Below are 16,999 nucleotides of genomic sequence, written 5' to 3' on the forward strand. Positions count from 1 at the left end.
GCTGCGAACTACAGTATCCTATAGCATTCTATGCATAAATTTTCTATTTTAAGAAACAATTTTTTGCTCATGGCTATTTTAAGCGGATTTTGCAATGTTTGATACCTTAACAGAACGACTCACGCAGAGTTTAAGAAATGTTACTGGCTCAGGGCAGCTAACCGAAGACAATATTAAAGATACGTTACGTGAAGTGCGTATGGCGCTTCTTGAAGCCGATGTTGCGTTACCTGTAACTCGTGAATTCATCGCGAAAGTTAAGGAAGAAGCATTGGGCCAGGAAGTGATGACTCAGTTATCCCCTGGACAGGCTTTTGTCAAAATCGTTCATGACGAATTGACTAAAATGATGGGCGAGGCCAATGAAAGCCTCGACCTCGCTGCAAAACCACCTGTCGTTGTCCTGCTGGCAGGTCTGCAAGGTGCAGGTAAAACCACAACTGCAGCGAAACTTGCACGCTTCTTACAAGAACGTCAAAAGAAAAAAGTCGCGATGGTTTCTGCCGACGTATACCGTCCGGCTGCGATCAAACAGCTACAAACGGTTGCAGGCGAAGTGGGTGCGATTTTCTTAGAATCTCACGCAGATGAACGCCCAATTGATATTGCAAAACGTGCGATTGAACAGGCAAAAATCCAGTTTGCCGATGTGCTGATTGTCGATACTGCAGGTCGTTTGCATATCGATGATGACATGATGGGTGAAATCAAAGAGCTGCATGCAGCGATTAACCCGACTGAAACCCTGTTCGTGGTCGATGCCATGACCGGTCAGGATGCGGCAAATACTGCCAAAGCATTCAATGATGCCTTACCTTTAACCGGTGTGATCCTGACCAAAACTGATGGTGATGCGCGCGGTGGTGCAGCGCTGTCTGTGCGTGCCATTACCGGCAAGCCAATCAAATTCCTGGGGATGGGTGAGAAACTCGATGCCCTGGAGCCATTCCATCCTGAGCGTGTCGCACAGCGTATCCTCGGGATGGGTGACGTACTTTCTCTTGTCGAAGAACTTGAACGTAAAGTCGACAAAGAAAAAGCCGAAAAAATGGCGAAAAAATTGCAAAAAGGCGGCAGCTTCAACTTTGAAGACATGCTGATGCAATTTGAGCAGATGAACAAGATGGGTGGCATGATGGGCTTCCTGGACAAACTTCCTGGCATGAGCAATGCCGGTCTGCAGGATGCGTTGGCACAAGCCAACCCTGAAAAGCAGGTCAAGAAAATGGAGGCGATTATCCAGTCGATGACCATCAAAGAACGCCGCAACCCGGACTTGATGAACCCAAGCCGTAAAAAACGTATTGCAGCAGGTTGCGGTATGGAAGTGGCAGAAGTCAACAAGCTGATCAAGCAGCATGCACAGATGGCCAAAATGATGAAAAAATTTGCCAATCCATCGGGTATGGCCAAAATGATGAAGTCACTCGGCGGTTTGCAGAAACAGTTTGGTGGTGGTGGTGGCATGGGTCCATTGTTCGGCGGCAACGACAAAAAATAAGTTTTCTTTTTAAAAAAAGGCGCAATATGCGCCTTTTTTTATTGCTGATAAATCGGTAATCCGGTTTAAACAAAACAACATTTACTTACCCAAAATAAAAATCCATTCAGGCAGACTCAGGAGCATCAGTACAAAATAAAGAGAAATTTCAAATGACCCAAGTGATTGTCGTACATGGTTATACTGCAAGCCCGGAAGAAAACTGGTATCCCTGGATTCAGGAAAAAGCCCAGCAGGAAAATGTCAGTTTAAACGTGCTCCGGCTGGATCCATCGCCTACACCCGCACTGGACACCTGGGCTCAGCAAATGCATGAACAGATAGATGCAATCGATGAAGACAGTATTTTTATCGCACATAGCTTGGGCACTGTGGCTGTATTGCATTACTTGTCCAGAGAATTAAAACAGCAGAAGATTCAGCAACTGGTATTGATCGCAGGATTTAATGGCCGGTTGGGTCGCCTGGATGAAGTGAACCCTTTTATTGATGCTGCTGAAATCGATTTTGATTTACTTAAACAGCAGATTGCAGAGCGTGTGGTGATTTATTCTGAAGGAGATGACCGGGTTGCACCAGAATTCAGCCTGGAACAGGCGGACAGTCTGGATGCGATTGTAGTGAGTGCCAAGCACCATGGGCATTTTATTGATTCTCAAGGCTGTACTGATCTGCCGGAACTCTGGAAAGTGATGGAGCCCTATCTGATTAAAGCCGAAGTTTAAGCAGATTGTTGTATTTGCTAAATTTTAAAATTGAACATGAGATGGTATTCAAAAAGGCACTTGAATTCCATCTCCAGACTGTATAAAACTAGTTTTTTGTCGATGCAATTTGCGTTCAATTATAATAAGTAAAACCCTATGAAAAATATAATAAAGAAAGTTTATATCGTGCCGGATTATCAGGCGACTTCCAATGATCACTGGTATCCATGGCTCAGTCGCCAGCTTAAAAATGCCGGTTTTGAGTCAAAGCGGATTATGCTGGCCAACCCTTTTCAGCCTAATTGGGAAGAATGGCAGCAGAACCTGAAACTGCACATTCCGCATATGGATGAACATACCTTTTTAGTTGCACATGGCCTGAGTGGCCTCAGTGTTTTAAGCTTTTTACAGGAACACTATATTCAGCAGCAACGCAAGATTGGCGGTGTCATTCTGGTTTCAGCCTTTGATACACCGCTGGTGGCCTGGTCAGAACTGAATAAAATGCTGCAGGCTGTGCGACTCGATCTGAAAAACCTACCCTATAGCTATAAACGTGCGGTGATGCTGATTTCCAGTAATGATCCCTATGTGCCTGCACCGATTTCCTTGCGTTTAGCACATAGCTTGAATGCACAAATTTTTGAGATCAAAAAAGCCGGACATTTTAACAAGGAGGATGGCTTTGCCGATTTCCCCCAGTTGCTGGACATTATGAAACAGTGTCTGGCAAATGAGCTGCAAAATGCTGCAAGCCTTTAAGCAAAAGATCAGGTTCAATCCGGGGCTGATACTGGCCCAGATGCTGCGCAAACAGTAGTGCATCGCCACCAGTTAGGACCAGCTGTGCCGGAAAATCATGCAGTACTTTTTCAATAGTACTGACTAGACCCAGCAGAATGCCATGATGTACCGCATCAATGGTATTTCGTCCGGGGTTGAGTTCGGAAAAAGCAGCATCTGGGATTTTAATGCCTTTGGTATGCTCGATCAGTGAATCACGTTGCAAGTACAGGTTCGGCAGAATAAAACCGCCTAAATGTTTTTGTCCTTGCACCAGGTCAATGGTCAGCGCGGTACCGCAACTAATCACGCAATAATTTTCATGCGTTTGAGTCGCCACTGCAAGTACCTGTAACCAGCGGTCAATGCCCAGTTGAGAAGGTTCATCATAGCCACAGACCAGACCGGCATATTCTGCCTGTACCTGAGCAAAAATGACTGGAATATGCAGACTTTCTAAGATGCTGAGAATCCGCTCATTATTGGTTTTATCCTGTACCGAAGACAGTCCGACCTGATGTAACCCAAGCGCTTTGAAATGCTGGATCAGGCCAAGTAACAAATCGGCAGGGGATTGCAAATGTAATTCCGCTGCCTGTTCAATAATCTGATCTTGTTCGGTAATCCAGTATTTGAGCCGGGTATTGCCGATATCTAACCATAATTTTTTCATTGATGTATGCCTGTTCATCCGCCCTTTTTCAGGCGGAGCTGTCCCTGATAAAACGTCTGGATTCCCTGATTGGTAGCAATCTTGACCGCACCATCATCCTGAATTCCCAGAAAAGTGCCTGAATATTGTCCCTGTATATCGGTAAATTCAACTGCTTTTTGCATAAATGCAGCCGATCGATTAAAACGTGCCGCCAGATTCTGACTGCCATAATTAAACCATTGTCCGGCCTGCTGAATTGCTAGATATAACTGGGCAATCAGTTCTACTCTTGAGGTGCGGGACAATCCCAGCTCGCTCAAGGAGCTGACCTGCTGATCTGGAAGGTCGGTGGGCAGAGGATCAATATTTACCCCGACCCCGACGACCACCTGCGTGGTTGAAATCGGCTCGACCAGAATACCGCCCCATTTTCCATGCAGGCTATACAGGTCATTCGGCCATTTTACCTGTAATTCCAGCCCTTGCAGATTGGACATTTGCAGGATATTTAACGCAATTTCCAGCGCCAGACGACCATCGATGGGTTTTTGTGTATGCAGCAATGTGCTTAAATAGATGTTCCCTTCAGGTGAAACCCACTGACGCTGGCGCTGTCCACGGCCTTGAGTCTGCACATGACTGCACACCAGAACCTGCTGTACTCCCTTGGTTGCCAATTGGCGCACATCATCATTGGTCGATGTGGTAATCGGTTTGATGAGTAATACTTCCGGAAGTTGGCCTGCATCGCTTAATCGTTGTTGCAGTTCACGAGTTTCTACATCCATTTGAATCTAAACGTGGTAAATATCGTTATGGAGTTAATCATATATTTATTGATTGGTGCAATTGCCGGATTTGCCGCTGGCCTGTTTGGGGTGGGTGGAGGTCTGATCATTGTGCCGATCCTGTACATTGTTTTTACCCAGCTCCAGTACGATCCCAGCGTGATTATGCATATGGCGGTGGGAACTTCCTTGGCGACGATTATTGTGACCTCTATCAGCTCAATCATGGCACATCATCAACGAGGGGCAGTGCTGTGGCCGGTTTTTCGTAACCTTGCACCGGGTCTGATTATCGGTTCCTTCTTGGGTGCAGGTATTGCTGATTATTTATCCGGTCAGGGTTTGCAGTTGCTGATCGGATTCTTTGCTGTCTGGGTGGCGTTTCGAATGTTTAAAGGCGCCAATGTTCAGGTCGATCCGAACCAAAAATTGCCTTCAACACCGCTACAAATTGCTGCGGGTGGTGGGATCGGTGTGGCATCGGCCATCTTTGGGATTGGCGGTGGAAGTCTGACAGTACCTTTCCTGAATCGTTGTGGAGTCGTGATGCAAAAAGCCGTGGCAACCTCTGCGGCTTGTGGTTTGCCGATTGCGGTCGCAGGGGCGCTCGGGTTTATCTGGTTCGGTAAACAGGCGCAGGTCGAGGTTCCAAATACCATTGGCTATATTCATATTTATGCCTTTATGGGTATCAGCATGATGAGTTTTTTCACTGCCAAGCTGGGTGCAAAAGTGGCACATCTACTTTCACCGGCAGTATTAAAAAAATGTTTTGCTGCATTACTGACCACCGTTGGCCTGTATTTTATCGTTCAGGGTTTTACCGCCTGATTCAAGTGTTCAGGTTGAATCAATGCATCGCAGCAGGAGAATAGTTCACTATTCTCCTTTTTATGGACTTGAGTTGGCTGTACAGACATAAGATTGTCTGACAATGTCACAGTATTCACCGAAAAAAAACCGTTTAATAGCAATATTGCCCAAATGAAGGGCTGAACCAGTATCCATAAAAATAAAGACAGGAACGGTATGCCATTAGAACAAGCGCACAGTTTGTCTGAGCAGATTGCCAAGCACATTGGCGAACAGATTATTCGCGGCGAACTGGTAGAAGGCGAACGTATACAGGAACTCAGGATTGCCTCCGAGCTGGACGTCAGTCGTGGCTCGGTACGTGAAGCACTGCTATTGCTGGAACGCACCCAACTGATCGAAATTTTCCCACGCCGCGGCGCCATTGTCTCGGAAATGTCTGCCTTGCAGGTTAGAGCCCTATTTGACATGACATCGTTATTGCTCGGGCAGATGGTGCATCGCATGGCAGAAACCTGGCGTAGCCATGAAGCTGAGCGTATTCAGTTATTATTAGAACAATTGGAAGCTGAAACACGCCAAGGACACACAGAAAAGTTTTATGATTTGATCTTTCAGGGCATGGCCCAGCAGCATGAGATGGTCGGGAATCCTTATCTGATGCGCTACTATCAGGAACTGTTGCCTTCTTTGCGTCGTAGCTATTTTCTGACCCTGAATATTTCCAGACGCGAGTTACAGGAATCTTTCGACTTATTTAAACTGGTCACTGAAGCGATTTTAATACGAAAAACCCATCAGGCCACTTTATTTATGGAAGATTTTTGTCGACACTTGCGCAACCTTGTGTTGGAATCTCTGACACGGATGAAACAAATTGAACTCGCGTGGGCCAGACGCTCACGACGTTAAATCAGGACATTATGCGTTTAAGCAGTTTAAAACTTTCAGGCTTTAAATCTTTTGCCGACAGTACCACTTTACATTTTAAAGATAATCGTACTGCGGTCGTGGGACCGAATGGTTGTGGTAAATCTAACGTTATTGATGCCATACGCTGGGTCATGGGCGAGTCCAGTGCGCGCCAGCTGCGTGGTGGCAGCATGCAGGACGTCATCTTTACCGGAACTGCCAAGCGCAAACCGGTGGGCATGGCCAGTGTGGAACTGCGCTTTGACAATACCTATGGCAAGCTCGGCGGCGCTTATAATGCCTATAACGAGTTGGCAGTACGTCGTCAGGTCAACCGCGATGGCAAGTCCGAATATTTTCTGAATGGCAGCAAATGCCGTCGTCGTGACATTACCGATATTTTCCTTGGCACCGGTCTTGGTCCGCGCTCCTATGCGATTATCGAGCAGGGCATGATCAACCGTCTGGTGGATGCCAAGCCTGAAGAAATGCGCATCTATATTGAAGAAGCCGCCGGAGTATCACGTTATCAGGCACGTCGCCGTGAAACCATGCTGCATCTGGATCACACTACGCAAAACCTGTCGCGTCTGGAAGATATTGCCTCTGAACTGAAATCTCAGTTAAAAACCCTGAAACGTCAGTCAGAAAGCGCAATTCAATATAAAGAACTGGAAGGGCAGATCCGCACGATCAAGATTGAAATCCTGTCTTTCCAGTGTGAGCAAAGCCAGCGCTTACAGGAAGAATATACCCTGGAGATGAATACACTCGGGGATAAATTTAAGCTGGTACGTTCGGAGCTGACCACCGTTGAACATGATTTAGGGAGTACCAGTGAACTGTTTCAACGTCTGATTCAGCAATCCACACCTTTGCAAAGTGAATGGCAACAGGCCGAGAAAAAACTGGCTGAACTGGAAATCACCCTGCAGCAAAAGCAGTCTTTGCTCGAGCAAAATTCCACCAGTCTGATCAAGCTGGAACAGCAAAAAGCCCAAACCAAGGAGCGTTTGCAGTTAATTGAACTGCAACTCGATACCTTAGAGCAGCAATCTGAAGAGCAGCAGGCACAATTGCAGCAACAAGATGGCCAGAGTCAGGCGCATAGCCAAAATCTGACTGATCTCAAGTCAAGGCACAGTACGGTTGCAACACAATTTGCCCAGATCAAAACTCAGGTTGAGCAGCAGCAACAGCGTAAATTGCAGATGCTGGCACAAAGTGAGCAGCTGGCGAAGAATATTGAACGGATTGAACAGCAAAAACAAACGCTACAACAGCAAAATACACAGATTCAGCAACAGGCCCAGCAAGATGAGCTGGAACAGTATCAGCGAGATAAAGTTGAGACAGAATTACAGCTGTTAAAATTTGAAGCACAACGCACTGTATTGCAAGATCAGCTGAACCAAGTACAGACCGAGCAGGCAGAACAGCAGCAGAGGCTGATGCAGCTTAAATCTGAAATTCAGGTGCTTCATTCAGAAAAGAAAAACCTGAGTCAATTGCTGACCAAAGCCAACCCACATATCAAAGCCGATGCGGTACAGTTGATGCATGTGCTTAAGCTCAAGGATGCAGGCAAAATCCATGCAAGCCTGATCGAAAAGTTTCTGGCAAAATGGCTGTCTGCCCAGATTCTGGCAGAAGGCGAGAACTTTCTTGAAAAGAATGCACGCCAGTTAAAACAATATGCTGTGCAAGATAAGATTCAAATTACCGATATCATGTGTCTGGCGGACTGGATTGAATCTCCGCACTTCTCACTGTGGCGGCAAGTCGCGGTCGTCGAGAGCCTAACAGATGCTTTGAAGCTTCAAACTGAGTTGCTGCAAGGTCAGAGTCTACTCAGTCTGGATGGTTATCATGTGGGACCAGACTGGGTTATTGCACTGGATTATGATGAAGCCAGTCAGGCCGGACAGGGGGCACTCAGTCACCGAATCCGTCTGGATGAAATTGAGCTTCAGTTATCAGTACTCAAGGCCCAATTAGAACAGGCTGAACAGCAGCTACCTGAACTGAATGATCAAATCAGGGAATTCCAGTCGCAAATTCAAGGTGTTAGTGAACAGCAGAAATATGCACAAAAGCAGCTGCAACAATTCGATGTCAATATTGCCAAGGTACAAAGCAGTGCTCAGGCTTTCGCGCTACAAAAGCAGCAATTACAGCATCAGCTGCAACAACTGGATGAGCAGCTTGAAGAAGATGCCATGCAGAAAGATGATCTGGAAATTGATCTGCATGCCCTGAATATCAAGCTTGAACAGGCATTGCCAAATTATAAAATTCTGCAATTCCAGCTGGAAGAATTGAGCGCTCAGCTGGATGATTCACAGCAGCTTAGCCAGCAAGCACAGCAGGAACTGGAATTGCTACGCCGTCAAAGTGTGCAGAGCCAGCAACAGATCGAATTGCTACAAAAAGATCAGGTGTTTTTAAAAGAACAGTCTCAGCAAATTACTGCACAAATCGAGCAGGCCAAGAAGTTTGTCGATCCGGTACAGCTGGAATTGCCTGCTTTGCAGCGCCAGTTTAATGAACAGGCGCAGATCACGGAAAAGCTGCAAAAGACCTGGGAAGACTGGCAGATCGAATTAAATCAGGTGCAGAGCAAACAGCAGCAGCTGACCGAACAGCGCCACAGCTTCCAGCAGCAGGATGAAAAACTCCGCGGTACGCTAGAAGAAAAACGGCTGGCCTGGCAGGCAGCCAAATCTGATTTGCAGCATTATTCTGAACAGCTCAAAGAACTGAACCATGATGTCATCAGCGGCTTAAATATTGATATCAAAGCACATCAGGCGAAACTGGAAAAAGCTCAGGCCCAGTTTGATAAACTCGGTGCAGTCAATTTGGCGGCTTCTGAAGAATATGAAGAAGTGTCAAAACGTTATGAGGAACTCAGTCACCAGATGCAGGATCTGGAAAATACCGTTGAACAGCTACAAGCTGCAATGAAAAGTATTGACCAGGAAACCCGCAAACTGTTCATGCACACTTTTGATCAGGTCAATGCCGAACTGCAAAACCTGTTTCCTAAAGTGTTTGAAGGTGGTGAGGCGAGTTTAGGTCTTGAAGATGGATGGCAATCGGGTGTAAAACTAATGGCCCGACCACCAGGTAAGCGTAACAGCTCATTGGCTTTGCTCTCTGGTGGGGAAAAGGCCCTCACTGCATTGGCATTGGTATTCGCGATTTTTCGCTTAAATCCGGCACCTTTTTGTGTATTGGATGAAGTAGATGCACCACTAGATGATGCCAATGTGGGACGTTTTTGTAATTTAGTCAAAGAGCTTTCTGAGCACGTGCAATTTATTTATATTACCCATAATAAACTTGCAATGATGATGGCGACTGATCTTTTAGGTGTAACCATGCCTGAACCGGGAACCTCAAAATTAGTGACAGTAAATTTGGAACAGGCAAAAGAATACGGCTTAGCTGCGGAGGTATAATATGGAAATCACCACCATTATCGGGATTATTATTGCAATTATCATCATGCTGTTGGGCATCAGAATACTGCTCAAAAAACCTGTAGAGGCAGTGCCTTCACTGGATGCCAACCTGCATATCGACCCGGATAGCCAGACCCCTGTCATTCCTCGGCATGTTCGATCGCAACTGGCGAATCAGAACACAGATCCGGCACAACGTGTAGAGCCAAGCCTGAGCGTAGAAGAAAAGGCTCCTGAAAAGCCCTCGGCATTTCGCAAGGCTAAACCGAATCTGGTGGAGAAGGCTAAACCGAACCTGACTGAGCCAGTGGCGGTTGAAACATCTGCAACTGTCGAGCCGAGCGATGTGGCAGCAGCTAACGTGATAGCAACGTCTACAGCGACAGAACCAGCCGAAACAGCAGTAGAGCAAAAGCCGGCTGAAGCAGAACTGGAAAATAACCAGCCTGAAAATAAAGATACAGCTGTCGAATTCAGTCTGAACAGCAGCATTGAAAAAGCAGAAATTTCTGAATTTAATGATGAAAGCAGCATTCTGGATGCCCATCTGCATGAACAGAAAATAGTGGATGATGAAAGTGCGTTATCCAGTGCTGAAACCATTATTTCTTTACATATTTATCCGCAAGGCCGTGTACTTTCGGGTGATAAAACCCTGAAAGTTTTATTGAAATATGGTCTACGTTATGGCGAACTGGCCTGTTTCCATCGTTATAGCGAAGATGATTCAAAACTGCTATTTTCAGTACTGCAAATGACAGATACGGGTATGGAAGGCTTTGATCTGGAAACACTGTCGACTCAGGAAGTCAAAGGTCTGGCCTTCTTCCTGGCCTTGCCACATAGCGATGTACAAAATGCCTTTGATACCATGGATAGTATTTCACGTTTGATTGCACGTGAAGTGGATGGTCTGGTCTATGACCAGAACCAGCAGGAATTTACCCCACAATTACGTGAATTCTGGCGCCATCAAGCGATTGATTATCGCCCAGGACAAGTCACCTAAGTTTAGGGCTGCTTTATTCAATCTTCAAGTTGAATCCGTAGACTGCAATTTTTATAATAGCCAAAAGCTGAATATTCTACAGGGCGGATTTTCCGCCCTTTTTTATGGTGAAATTATGACCCAAGATGCCACTGTCATTGCGCAAATGCGTCAACTGATTCAACTGCTTGCCAAGCATAACCATGCTTATTATGTGATGGATCAACCGAGCATTGAGGACAGTGAATATGATCAGCTCTTTCATCAGCTCAAAGCCTTAGAACAACAATATCCTGATCTGATCCAGTCCGATAGCCCGACTGATAAAGTGGGTGGGCAAGCACTTTCAAAATTTGTGACCGTTACCCATGCCGTTCCGATGCTGTCTCTGGGCAATGTCTTTAATCAGGAAGATCTGCAGGCTTTTGCCCGCCGTATTGAAGAGCGTTTACCGAATCAAAAAATTGAATATGATGTTGAGCTGAAATTTGATGGCCTGGCCATTTCACTCTGGTATGAGCATGGAGTATTGACGCGTGGGGTAACGCGTGGCGATGGAGAAACAGGGGAAGACATTACCCAGAATGTCAGAACCATTCGTAATCTTCCGAAACTTTTAACGCCGGTCAATGGCATCATTCCCGATTTACTGGAAGTACGTGGCGAAGTACTGATGCCAAAATCCGGTTTTGAAAAATTAAACGCGTCTAATGCGGCGAAAGGTGAAAAAACCTTTGCTAATCCGCGTAATGCTGCGGCAGGAAGTTTGCGTCAGCTGGATCCGAATATTGCCGCATCACGGCCATTGGCTTTTTATGCTTACGGCATTGCCCAGTGTGTGCCGCATCACGGTCAAACCACCATGTCCGCCAGTTTGGAATGGTTACATCAGTTTGGTTTTGCTGTTGGCGAGCGTCACTTTATCTGTGACAGTATTCAGGACGTACAAAAGGTCTACGAACAGATCATTGAGGAGCGTGCCAGCCTCAGTGTGGAAATTGACGGCATGGTCATCAAGGTCAATGACCTGAAACAGCAGCAACAGCTTGGCTTCCTGAGTCGTGAACCGCGCTGGGCCACTGCCTATAAATTTCCAGCGGTCGCTGCCTTAACCACAGTTGAAAATATTAACTGGCAGGTGGGTCGTACCGGAACCTTGACCCCGGTGGCACGTCTCAATCCGGTCGCCGTCGGTGGAGTGACTGTTTCCAATGTTACCCTGCATAATATTGGCGAAATTCACCGTCTGGATGTTCGTATTGGCGATACTGTCAGTGTTTATCGTAGTGGTGATGTGATTCCTAAAGTTGAAAAAGTCTGGCCAGAATTCCGTCCGGTTGATGCAGTCGAGGTGCATTTACCCGAACAATGTCCAGTCTGTGATTCACCGGTTGTCATGCCGGAAGGTGAAGCCTTGGCGCGTTGTTCGGGTGGACTGTATTGTGCAGCACAGCGGATTGAGGCAATTCGTCACTTTGTCTCGCGCAAGGCGATGGATATTGAAGGTCTGGGTGACCGTTGGGCAGAATCATTGCTGCATCTGAATCTGCTCAAGGATGTATCTGATATTTACCATTTACATGAACATCGGGAGCAGCTGCTACAGATTGAGAAAATGGGTGAAAAATCTGTACAGAATTTAATAGATTCTATTGAGAACAGTAAGAAAACTACATTGGGTGCTTTTATCTATGCCTTAGGAATTCGCGGGGTCGGGGAAACCACGGCACGCATGCTGGCCAATACTTTCCAGACCCTAGAGGCATTGCGTCAGGCAGATCTGGAAGCATTAAAGAAAACTCCGGATGTGGGGGATATTACCGCAGAATGGATTATAGATTTCTTCCAGGCGCCACATAATCTGGAAGTCTTGGATCGGTTGCTGGCTGCAGGTATTCACTGGGATGCCCCGATCGCACCGACCCGTCAGCCGCTCAATGGGGAAAGCTGGGTGGTTACAGGGACTTTAAGCAGTATGGGGCGCGATGAAGCCACTCAGCTACTCCAGGCATTGGGCGCGCGGGTCAGCGGTAGTGTATCCAGCAAAACCAAATGTGTGGTGGCGGGTGAAAAAGCCGGTTCCAAACTGGATAAAGCAGAAAAGCTCGGTGTGGCGGTGATCAATGAAGAACAGTTTGTTGCCTTGATGAAAGATTATGGCCAGCTTGAGGCTTGATGAGCTTGGAATTTGATTAAATCACAGTGATTAAAAAGCCACCTGAAGGTGGCTTTTTAATATGGAAATTTTAAGGAATATATTTTTTTACCACACCATCATCAAGCAATTGCTGGAAATGTTCCACCAGACTTTCTTTGACCGGACGATATTCAATCCCCAGTTCATCTTTGCTCTTTTGCGCACTAAAGTAAATTGGATAGCCCATATTCAGTTCAACAAACTTCGGGCTAAAACCTGCCAATGGTCCAAAGAGTTTAAAGGCTGCTTTCGGCAACTGATTACGCGGGAACGGGAATTTATTGCCAAAGTGTGCGCGTAGAATTTGACCCATTTCAAGCAAGCTCAAGCTTTCACTACAAATGATATAACGCCCTTGGGCCTTCGGATCGAATGCAGCACGGAGATGCGCTTCGGCCACATCTTGCACATCCACGACGCCATTCCACATCGGTGGAACGCCGAGTAGCGTCATGCCATTGGCGAATTGCTGCAAGACTTCGACACTGCCAGATTGAGTGTTTGGGGTTAGGGATTTGCCAAAGACCAGTGCTGGATTGATACAAACGAGTGTCCAGCGATCCTGTGCTTCTGCCATCTCCCAGGCTTTACGTTCAGCGGCGACTTTTGAATAGGGATAAGGCTGATGCGTTTCTGAGCTGGTGCTATTCCAGTGTGATTCATCAAAACGATTAGTTTTCGTCTGGAGAATATCGATCGCATCGCCATAAGTAGACGCAATACTTGAGGTCACAATTACGCGTTTAACCGAAGCAGTTTGATTTACTGTGTTTAAAACATTTTCAGTGCCTATGACGGCAGGTTCAACAATATCTTTCACGGCATCTTTATAATTGGTCACCACAAAAGGTGAGGCCATATGAAAGACAATCTCGCAGCCTTGCATGGCCTCAGCAAAAGAACCAGGACTCAATAGATTGGCCTGAAATAACTTTAAGCTGCCTGGGCTGCTTTCAGCAATTTTTTCTAAGTGAGCAAAACTTTTATGTTTATTCAGATCACGCACCGTGGCATGGACAGTGTGCCCCTTTTCGAGTAATTGTTTAATGACCCAACTGGCAATATAGCCTGTGGCGCCTGTAACGAGGATCGGTGTTGTTGTTGTCTTGGTATTCATATTCTTCAACTTTAATTGACTCATTTTGTTTGTATCATATTGATCATATTCACTCTTGTCTTCGATTAATTAAAAAATAGATTTTCATTATTGACTTTCATGTGTTCTAAATGAAGAAGAGATCTCATGTGCACGATGCAAAAAACTATTTTTCGCTTATTTCAAAATGATAAGATTTGGCGAGTGTGGGACAGACAAATAAAAGGATAGGGTCGTCATCGTGAGTTGAATTCACGTACAATATCGATTCATTTGCAGGTATAGATCCTGCCTTATCAGATGATTCTGTTCTCTCGTTGATTATTGGCATACACATGGCGCAAGCAAAGAAATCTTTTCCGCAACAAAAATCGGAATTACATGCACGAAATCTGCATCGTAGTCATTACGATTTTCCTCAGTTAATCAAGCGTTGTCCGGAACTTGCCCCTTTTGTCAGCCCAAATAAATATAACGATCTTTCAGTGGATTTTTCTGATCCACACGCTGTGAAAATGCTCAATAAAGCATTGCTCAAGCATTTTTATGGCATTCAATATTGGGATATTCCTCAAGATTTTCTTTGCCCACCTATTCCGGGTAGAGCCGACTATATCCACTATTTGGCTGACTTGTTGAGTGCCAACAATAAAGGTCAGATCCCAACAGGATACGCAGTTCAAGTGTTAGATATTGGGGTTGGCGCGAACTGTATTTATCCGATCATTGGTCATCGTAGCTATGGTTGGAAATTTGTCGGCTCAGACATTCATTCTGCATCCGTTAAAAGTGCTCAATGTATTGTGCAGGCAAATCCGAACCTAAGTAAGGGGATTCAGATTCGATTGCAGAAGACATCGAACCATATTTTCAACGGTGTAATTAAACCCTCAGATCGTTTTGATTTGACAATGTGTAACCCGCCATTTCATGCCTCGCAAGATGAAGCAAACGCCACAGCAACTCAAAAATTAAGAAAACTTGGCAAACCGGTTGATCGGACGAAGGTGGTGTTAAACTTTGGCGGGCAAAAAAACGAGTTATGGTGTGACGGTGGCGAAGAACGCTTTGTCTGTCAGATGGTACAAGAGAGCATACCGTTTGCTGAGCAATGTCTTTGGTTTAGTACACTCGTTTCCAAGAAAACAACATTGCCTGTGCTCTTAAATGCGTTGCGTAACAGCGGAGCAGTGGATGTGAAAACCATTAAAATGACGCAGGGGCAAAAAGAGAGCCGTTTTGTTGCTTGGACTTTTCTAGATTCAAAGCAACAGCAAGCGTGGAAAAATGCGCGTTGGACTTCAGCTTAAGCTTATCCTCGCTAGGGATAAGTGCATGAGTAAGATTTTGCTTGTTTATGCGAATGAACAAGTTCAAGTTCGCTTAGATAAAACTGATACTGATGCGCTAAGCGTTTGTTATTTGATTGGCATACAGTTCAGTGAAGATATGCCACCATGATTTTAAATCTAGTTACAAAAAACCAATACGCTATAAAAGTACCTTGATCCTGTTAATCTAAGTTAGGTACTGAGTGCAACATGTTGTTTTCTAAATGGGAATTATGTGGCTTGGAGGTGTAAATGCAAGTACTTCTCATTATAATTTTATAAAAATCATATATTTACGAAATATTTATTTTGCATTCAGTTCGGCTTTTCTTCATAATAAGTCTATAAATGCTTGGGAGTGATAAAAATGCGCGGTAATCTAGAAGTCGTAGCTTATTTAAATATGTTGATCGGTGGCGAACTGTCTGCGCGTGATCAATATTTAATTCACTCTCGTATGTATGAAGATTGGGGCTTAAGCAAAATCTTTGAACGTATCGATCATGAGATGCAAGAAGAAACCGCACACGCAGATGCGCTCATTCGTCGGGTTTTGTTCCTTGAGGGCACACCCAATATGAACCGAGATGACATTAACGTGGGTCATGATGTGGTGAGCTGTTTAAAGGCAGATTTGGCATTGGAATATCATGTACGTGAAAAATTAGCACAAGGCGTTAAACTCTGTGAAGAAAAAGGCGATTACGTAACACGTGATATGCTGCGTCAGCAAATGTCAGATACTGAAGAAGATCATACCTATTGGCTCGAGAAACAATTAGGTTTAATCGAACTGATCGGCCTGCAAAATTATATTCAGTCACAGATGTAAAACCGGATGAATTAAAAAACCCAGCATGCGCTGGGTTTTTTAATATGTTGTAAATAATTAGTTGTTATTACTCATAATTCCAATTTTTTTGACATCCAGACGTTGTGCTGCTGCCATCACCATCGCGATATGCTTGTATTCAGTAGTACGATCCGCTTTGATTTTAATCTGGTCCTGATCTGCCTTTCTGGCCACTATCTGAAAAAGCACTTCCAGAGCCTGAGGGCTTGCTACGGGCTGTTCATTCCAGAAAATCTTGCCTTGTGCATCGAGACGTAATTCCACCAGCTCAGGCGGTTTTTCATCTGTTACAGGCGGGGTTCCATTCGGCAGATCGATATTAATCGAGTTATTTGGTAACGGAATCGTGATAATAAACATAATCAACAAGACCAGCATGACATCAATCAGTGGGGTCATGTTGACATCTAACATTACATCATCATCTTGATTTGAACCAACATTCATACCCATAAACTTAATCCTTCTTTGTGCTTAAGGTGTAGCGGGCGGAGTGGTGACAAAAGCAATTTTGCCAATACCGGCCTGTTGGGTGGTGCTAATAACCTGATCAATCGCCTCATAAGGTGTTAACTGGTCCCCACGAATATGCACCTCAGGCTGAGGCGTCTTTTGTGCCTCGGCCTGTAAGCGGGTTAATAAAACTGTTTTATCTGCGATATAGATTTCGTTCCAGAAAATATCGCCAGCTTTATTGACTGCCAGCTGAACATTTTCTGGTTTGGTTTCATACGGTACATTTCTTTCTTCGGGTAGATCGACAGGTACGGTATGAATGGCAACCGGTACAGTAATCAGGAAGATAATGAGCAGAACCAGCATAATATCAACCAAAGGTGTGGTATTAATGGTACCAATTACCTCATCATCATCGCTGTCGTTTGAATTGACCATCATTCCCATGGCTG

The 16,999-nt window shown here is 45.2% G+C and carries 15 protein-coding genes; 10 read left to right on the plus strand and 5 right to left on the minus strand.

Translation table 11 applies throughout. The features are described from left to right. Positions 1 to 94 precede the first annotated feature (94 nt). From ffh to KUG37_RS06065, 3 genes are all read left to right on the plus strand, one after another. Positions 95 to 1,501 (plus strand): signal recognition particle protein, encoded by a 1,407-nt coding sequence (gene ffh, locus KUG37_RS06055; RefSeq protein WP_005172436.1) that lies wholly within the window; start codon positions 95 to 97, stop codon positions 1,499 to 1,501. A gap of 152 nt (positions 1,502 to 1,653) precedes the next feature. Beyond that, positions 1,654 to 2,226, plus strand: coding sequence for an alpha/beta hydrolase (locus KUG37_RS06060; RefSeq protein WP_216934842.1), 573 nt, complete (start codon positions 1,654 to 1,656; stop codon positions 2,224 to 2,226). Between the two features lie 138 nt (positions 2,227 to 2,364). Then, positions 2,365 to 2,970, plus strand: a complete 606-nt coding sequence (locus KUG37_RS06065; protein WP_216934840.1) for an alpha/beta hydrolase — start codon at positions 2,365 to 2,367, stop codon at positions 2,968 to 2,970. Here the strand turns inward: KUG37_RS06065 and KUG37_RS06070 are convergent. Both KUG37_RS06070 and KUG37_RS06075 read right to left on the minus strand, forming a co-directional pair. After that, a complete protein-coding gene (locus tag KUG37_RS06070; protein WP_216934838.1) occupies positions 2,921 to 3,664 on the minus strand; it encodes a type III pantothenate kinase in 744 nt (247 codons plus the stop codon). The two genes, KUG37_RS06065 and KUG37_RS06070, sit on opposite strands and share 50 nt — an antisense overlap. A 14-nt stretch (positions 3,665 to 3,678) precedes the next feature. Next, positions 3,679 to 4,434: a biotin--[acetyl-CoA-carboxylase] ligase gene (locus tag KUG37_RS06075; RefSeq protein ID WP_216934836.1), complete on the minus strand. Its 756-nt coding sequence runs from the start codon at positions 4,432 to 4,434 to the stop codon at positions 3,679 to 3,681. A 27-nt stretch (positions 4,435 to 4,461) separates the two neighbouring features. Between KUG37_RS06075 and KUG37_RS06080 the strand changes: the two genes are divergently transcribed. The 5 genes from KUG37_RS06080 (at position 4,462) to ligA (ending at position 12,790) form a co-directional block, all read left to right on the plus strand. Then, the gene (locus KUG37_RS06080) at positions 4,462 to 5,265 is read left to right on the plus strand and encodes a sulfite exporter TauE/SafE family protein (RefSeq protein ID WP_216934833.1); all 804 of its coding nucleotides are present in this window, start codon (positions 4,462 to 4,464) and stop codon (positions 5,263 to 5,265) included. A 198-nt stretch (positions 5,266 to 5,463) separates the two neighbouring features. Continuing rightward, positions 5,464 to 6,159, plus strand: a complete 696-nt coding sequence (locus KUG37_RS06085) for a GntR family transcriptional regulator (protein ID WP_216934831.1) — start codon at positions 5,464 to 5,466, stop codon at positions 6,157 to 6,159. A gap of 11 nt (positions 6,160 to 6,170) precedes the next feature. Further along, positions 6,171 to 9,623, plus strand: a complete 3,453-nt coding sequence (smc, locus tag KUG37_RS06090) for a chromosome segregation protein SMC (protein WP_216934884.1) — start codon at positions 6,171 to 6,173, stop codon at positions 9,621 to 9,623. 1 nt (position 9,624) lies between these two features. Next, a complete protein-coding gene (locus tag KUG37_RS06095) occupies positions 9,625 to 10,635 on the plus strand; it encodes a cell division protein ZipA C-terminal FtsZ-binding domain-containing protein (protein WP_216934829.1) in 1,011 nt (336 codons plus the stop codon). Between the two features lie 115 nt (positions 10,636 to 10,750). Continuing rightward, positions 10,751 to 12,790, plus strand: coding sequence for an NAD-dependent DNA ligase LigA (gene ligA / locus KUG37_RS06100; RefSeq protein ID WP_216934827.1), 2,040 nt, complete (start codon positions 10,751 to 10,753; stop codon positions 12,788 to 12,790). Positions 12,791 to 12,860: 70 nt separating this feature from the next. Here the strand turns inward: ligA and KUG37_RS06105 are convergent, their stop codons facing one another. Further along, entirely contained in the window at positions 12,861 to 13,928 is a 1,068-nt protein-coding gene (locus KUG37_RS06105; protein WP_216934883.1) for an aldehyde reductase, read from the minus strand. 314 nt (positions 13,929 to 14,242) lie between these two features. Here KUG37_RS06105 and rlmF point away from each other — a divergent pair, with 314 nt between their 5' ends. Both rlmF and bfr read left to right on the plus strand, forming a co-directional pair. After that, complete coding sequence (rlmF, locus tag KUG37_RS06110) at positions 14,243 to 15,217, plus strand: 23S rRNA (adenine(1618)-N(6))-methyltransferase RlmF (RefSeq protein WP_216934825.1); 975 nt, start codon at positions 14,243 to 14,245, stop codon at positions 15,215 to 15,217. Positions 15,218 to 15,605: 388 nt separating this feature from the next. Continuing rightward, positions 15,606 to 16,070 carry a bacterioferritin gene (gene bfr / locus KUG37_RS06115; protein WP_216934823.1) on the plus strand — a complete coding sequence of 155 codons (465 nt, stop codon included), beginning with the start codon at positions 15,606 to 15,608 and terminating at the stop codon, positions 16,068 to 16,070. A 57-nt stretch (positions 16,071 to 16,127) separates the two neighbouring features. Here the strand turns inward: bfr and KUG37_RS06120 are convergent, their stop codons facing one another. After that, the gene (locus KUG37_RS06120; RefSeq protein WP_216934821.1) at positions 16,128 to 16,544 is read right to left on the minus strand and encodes a biopolymer transporter ExbD; all 417 of its coding nucleotides are present in this window, start codon (positions 16,542 to 16,544) and stop codon (positions 16,128 to 16,130) included. Between the two features lie 21 nt (positions 16,545 to 16,565). Beyond that, positions 16,566 to 16,994 (minus strand): biopolymer transporter ExbD, encoded by a 429-nt coding sequence (locus KUG37_RS06125; protein ID WP_216934819.1) that lies wholly within the window; start codon positions 16,992 to 16,994, stop codon positions 16,566 to 16,568. Positions 16,995 to 16,999 lie beyond the last annotated feature (5 nt).

Source organism: Acinetobacter sp. BY419 (assembly GCF_019038395.1).
GTDB lineage: Bacteria > Pseudomonadota > Gammaproteobacteria > Pseudomonadales > Moraxellaceae > Acinetobacter.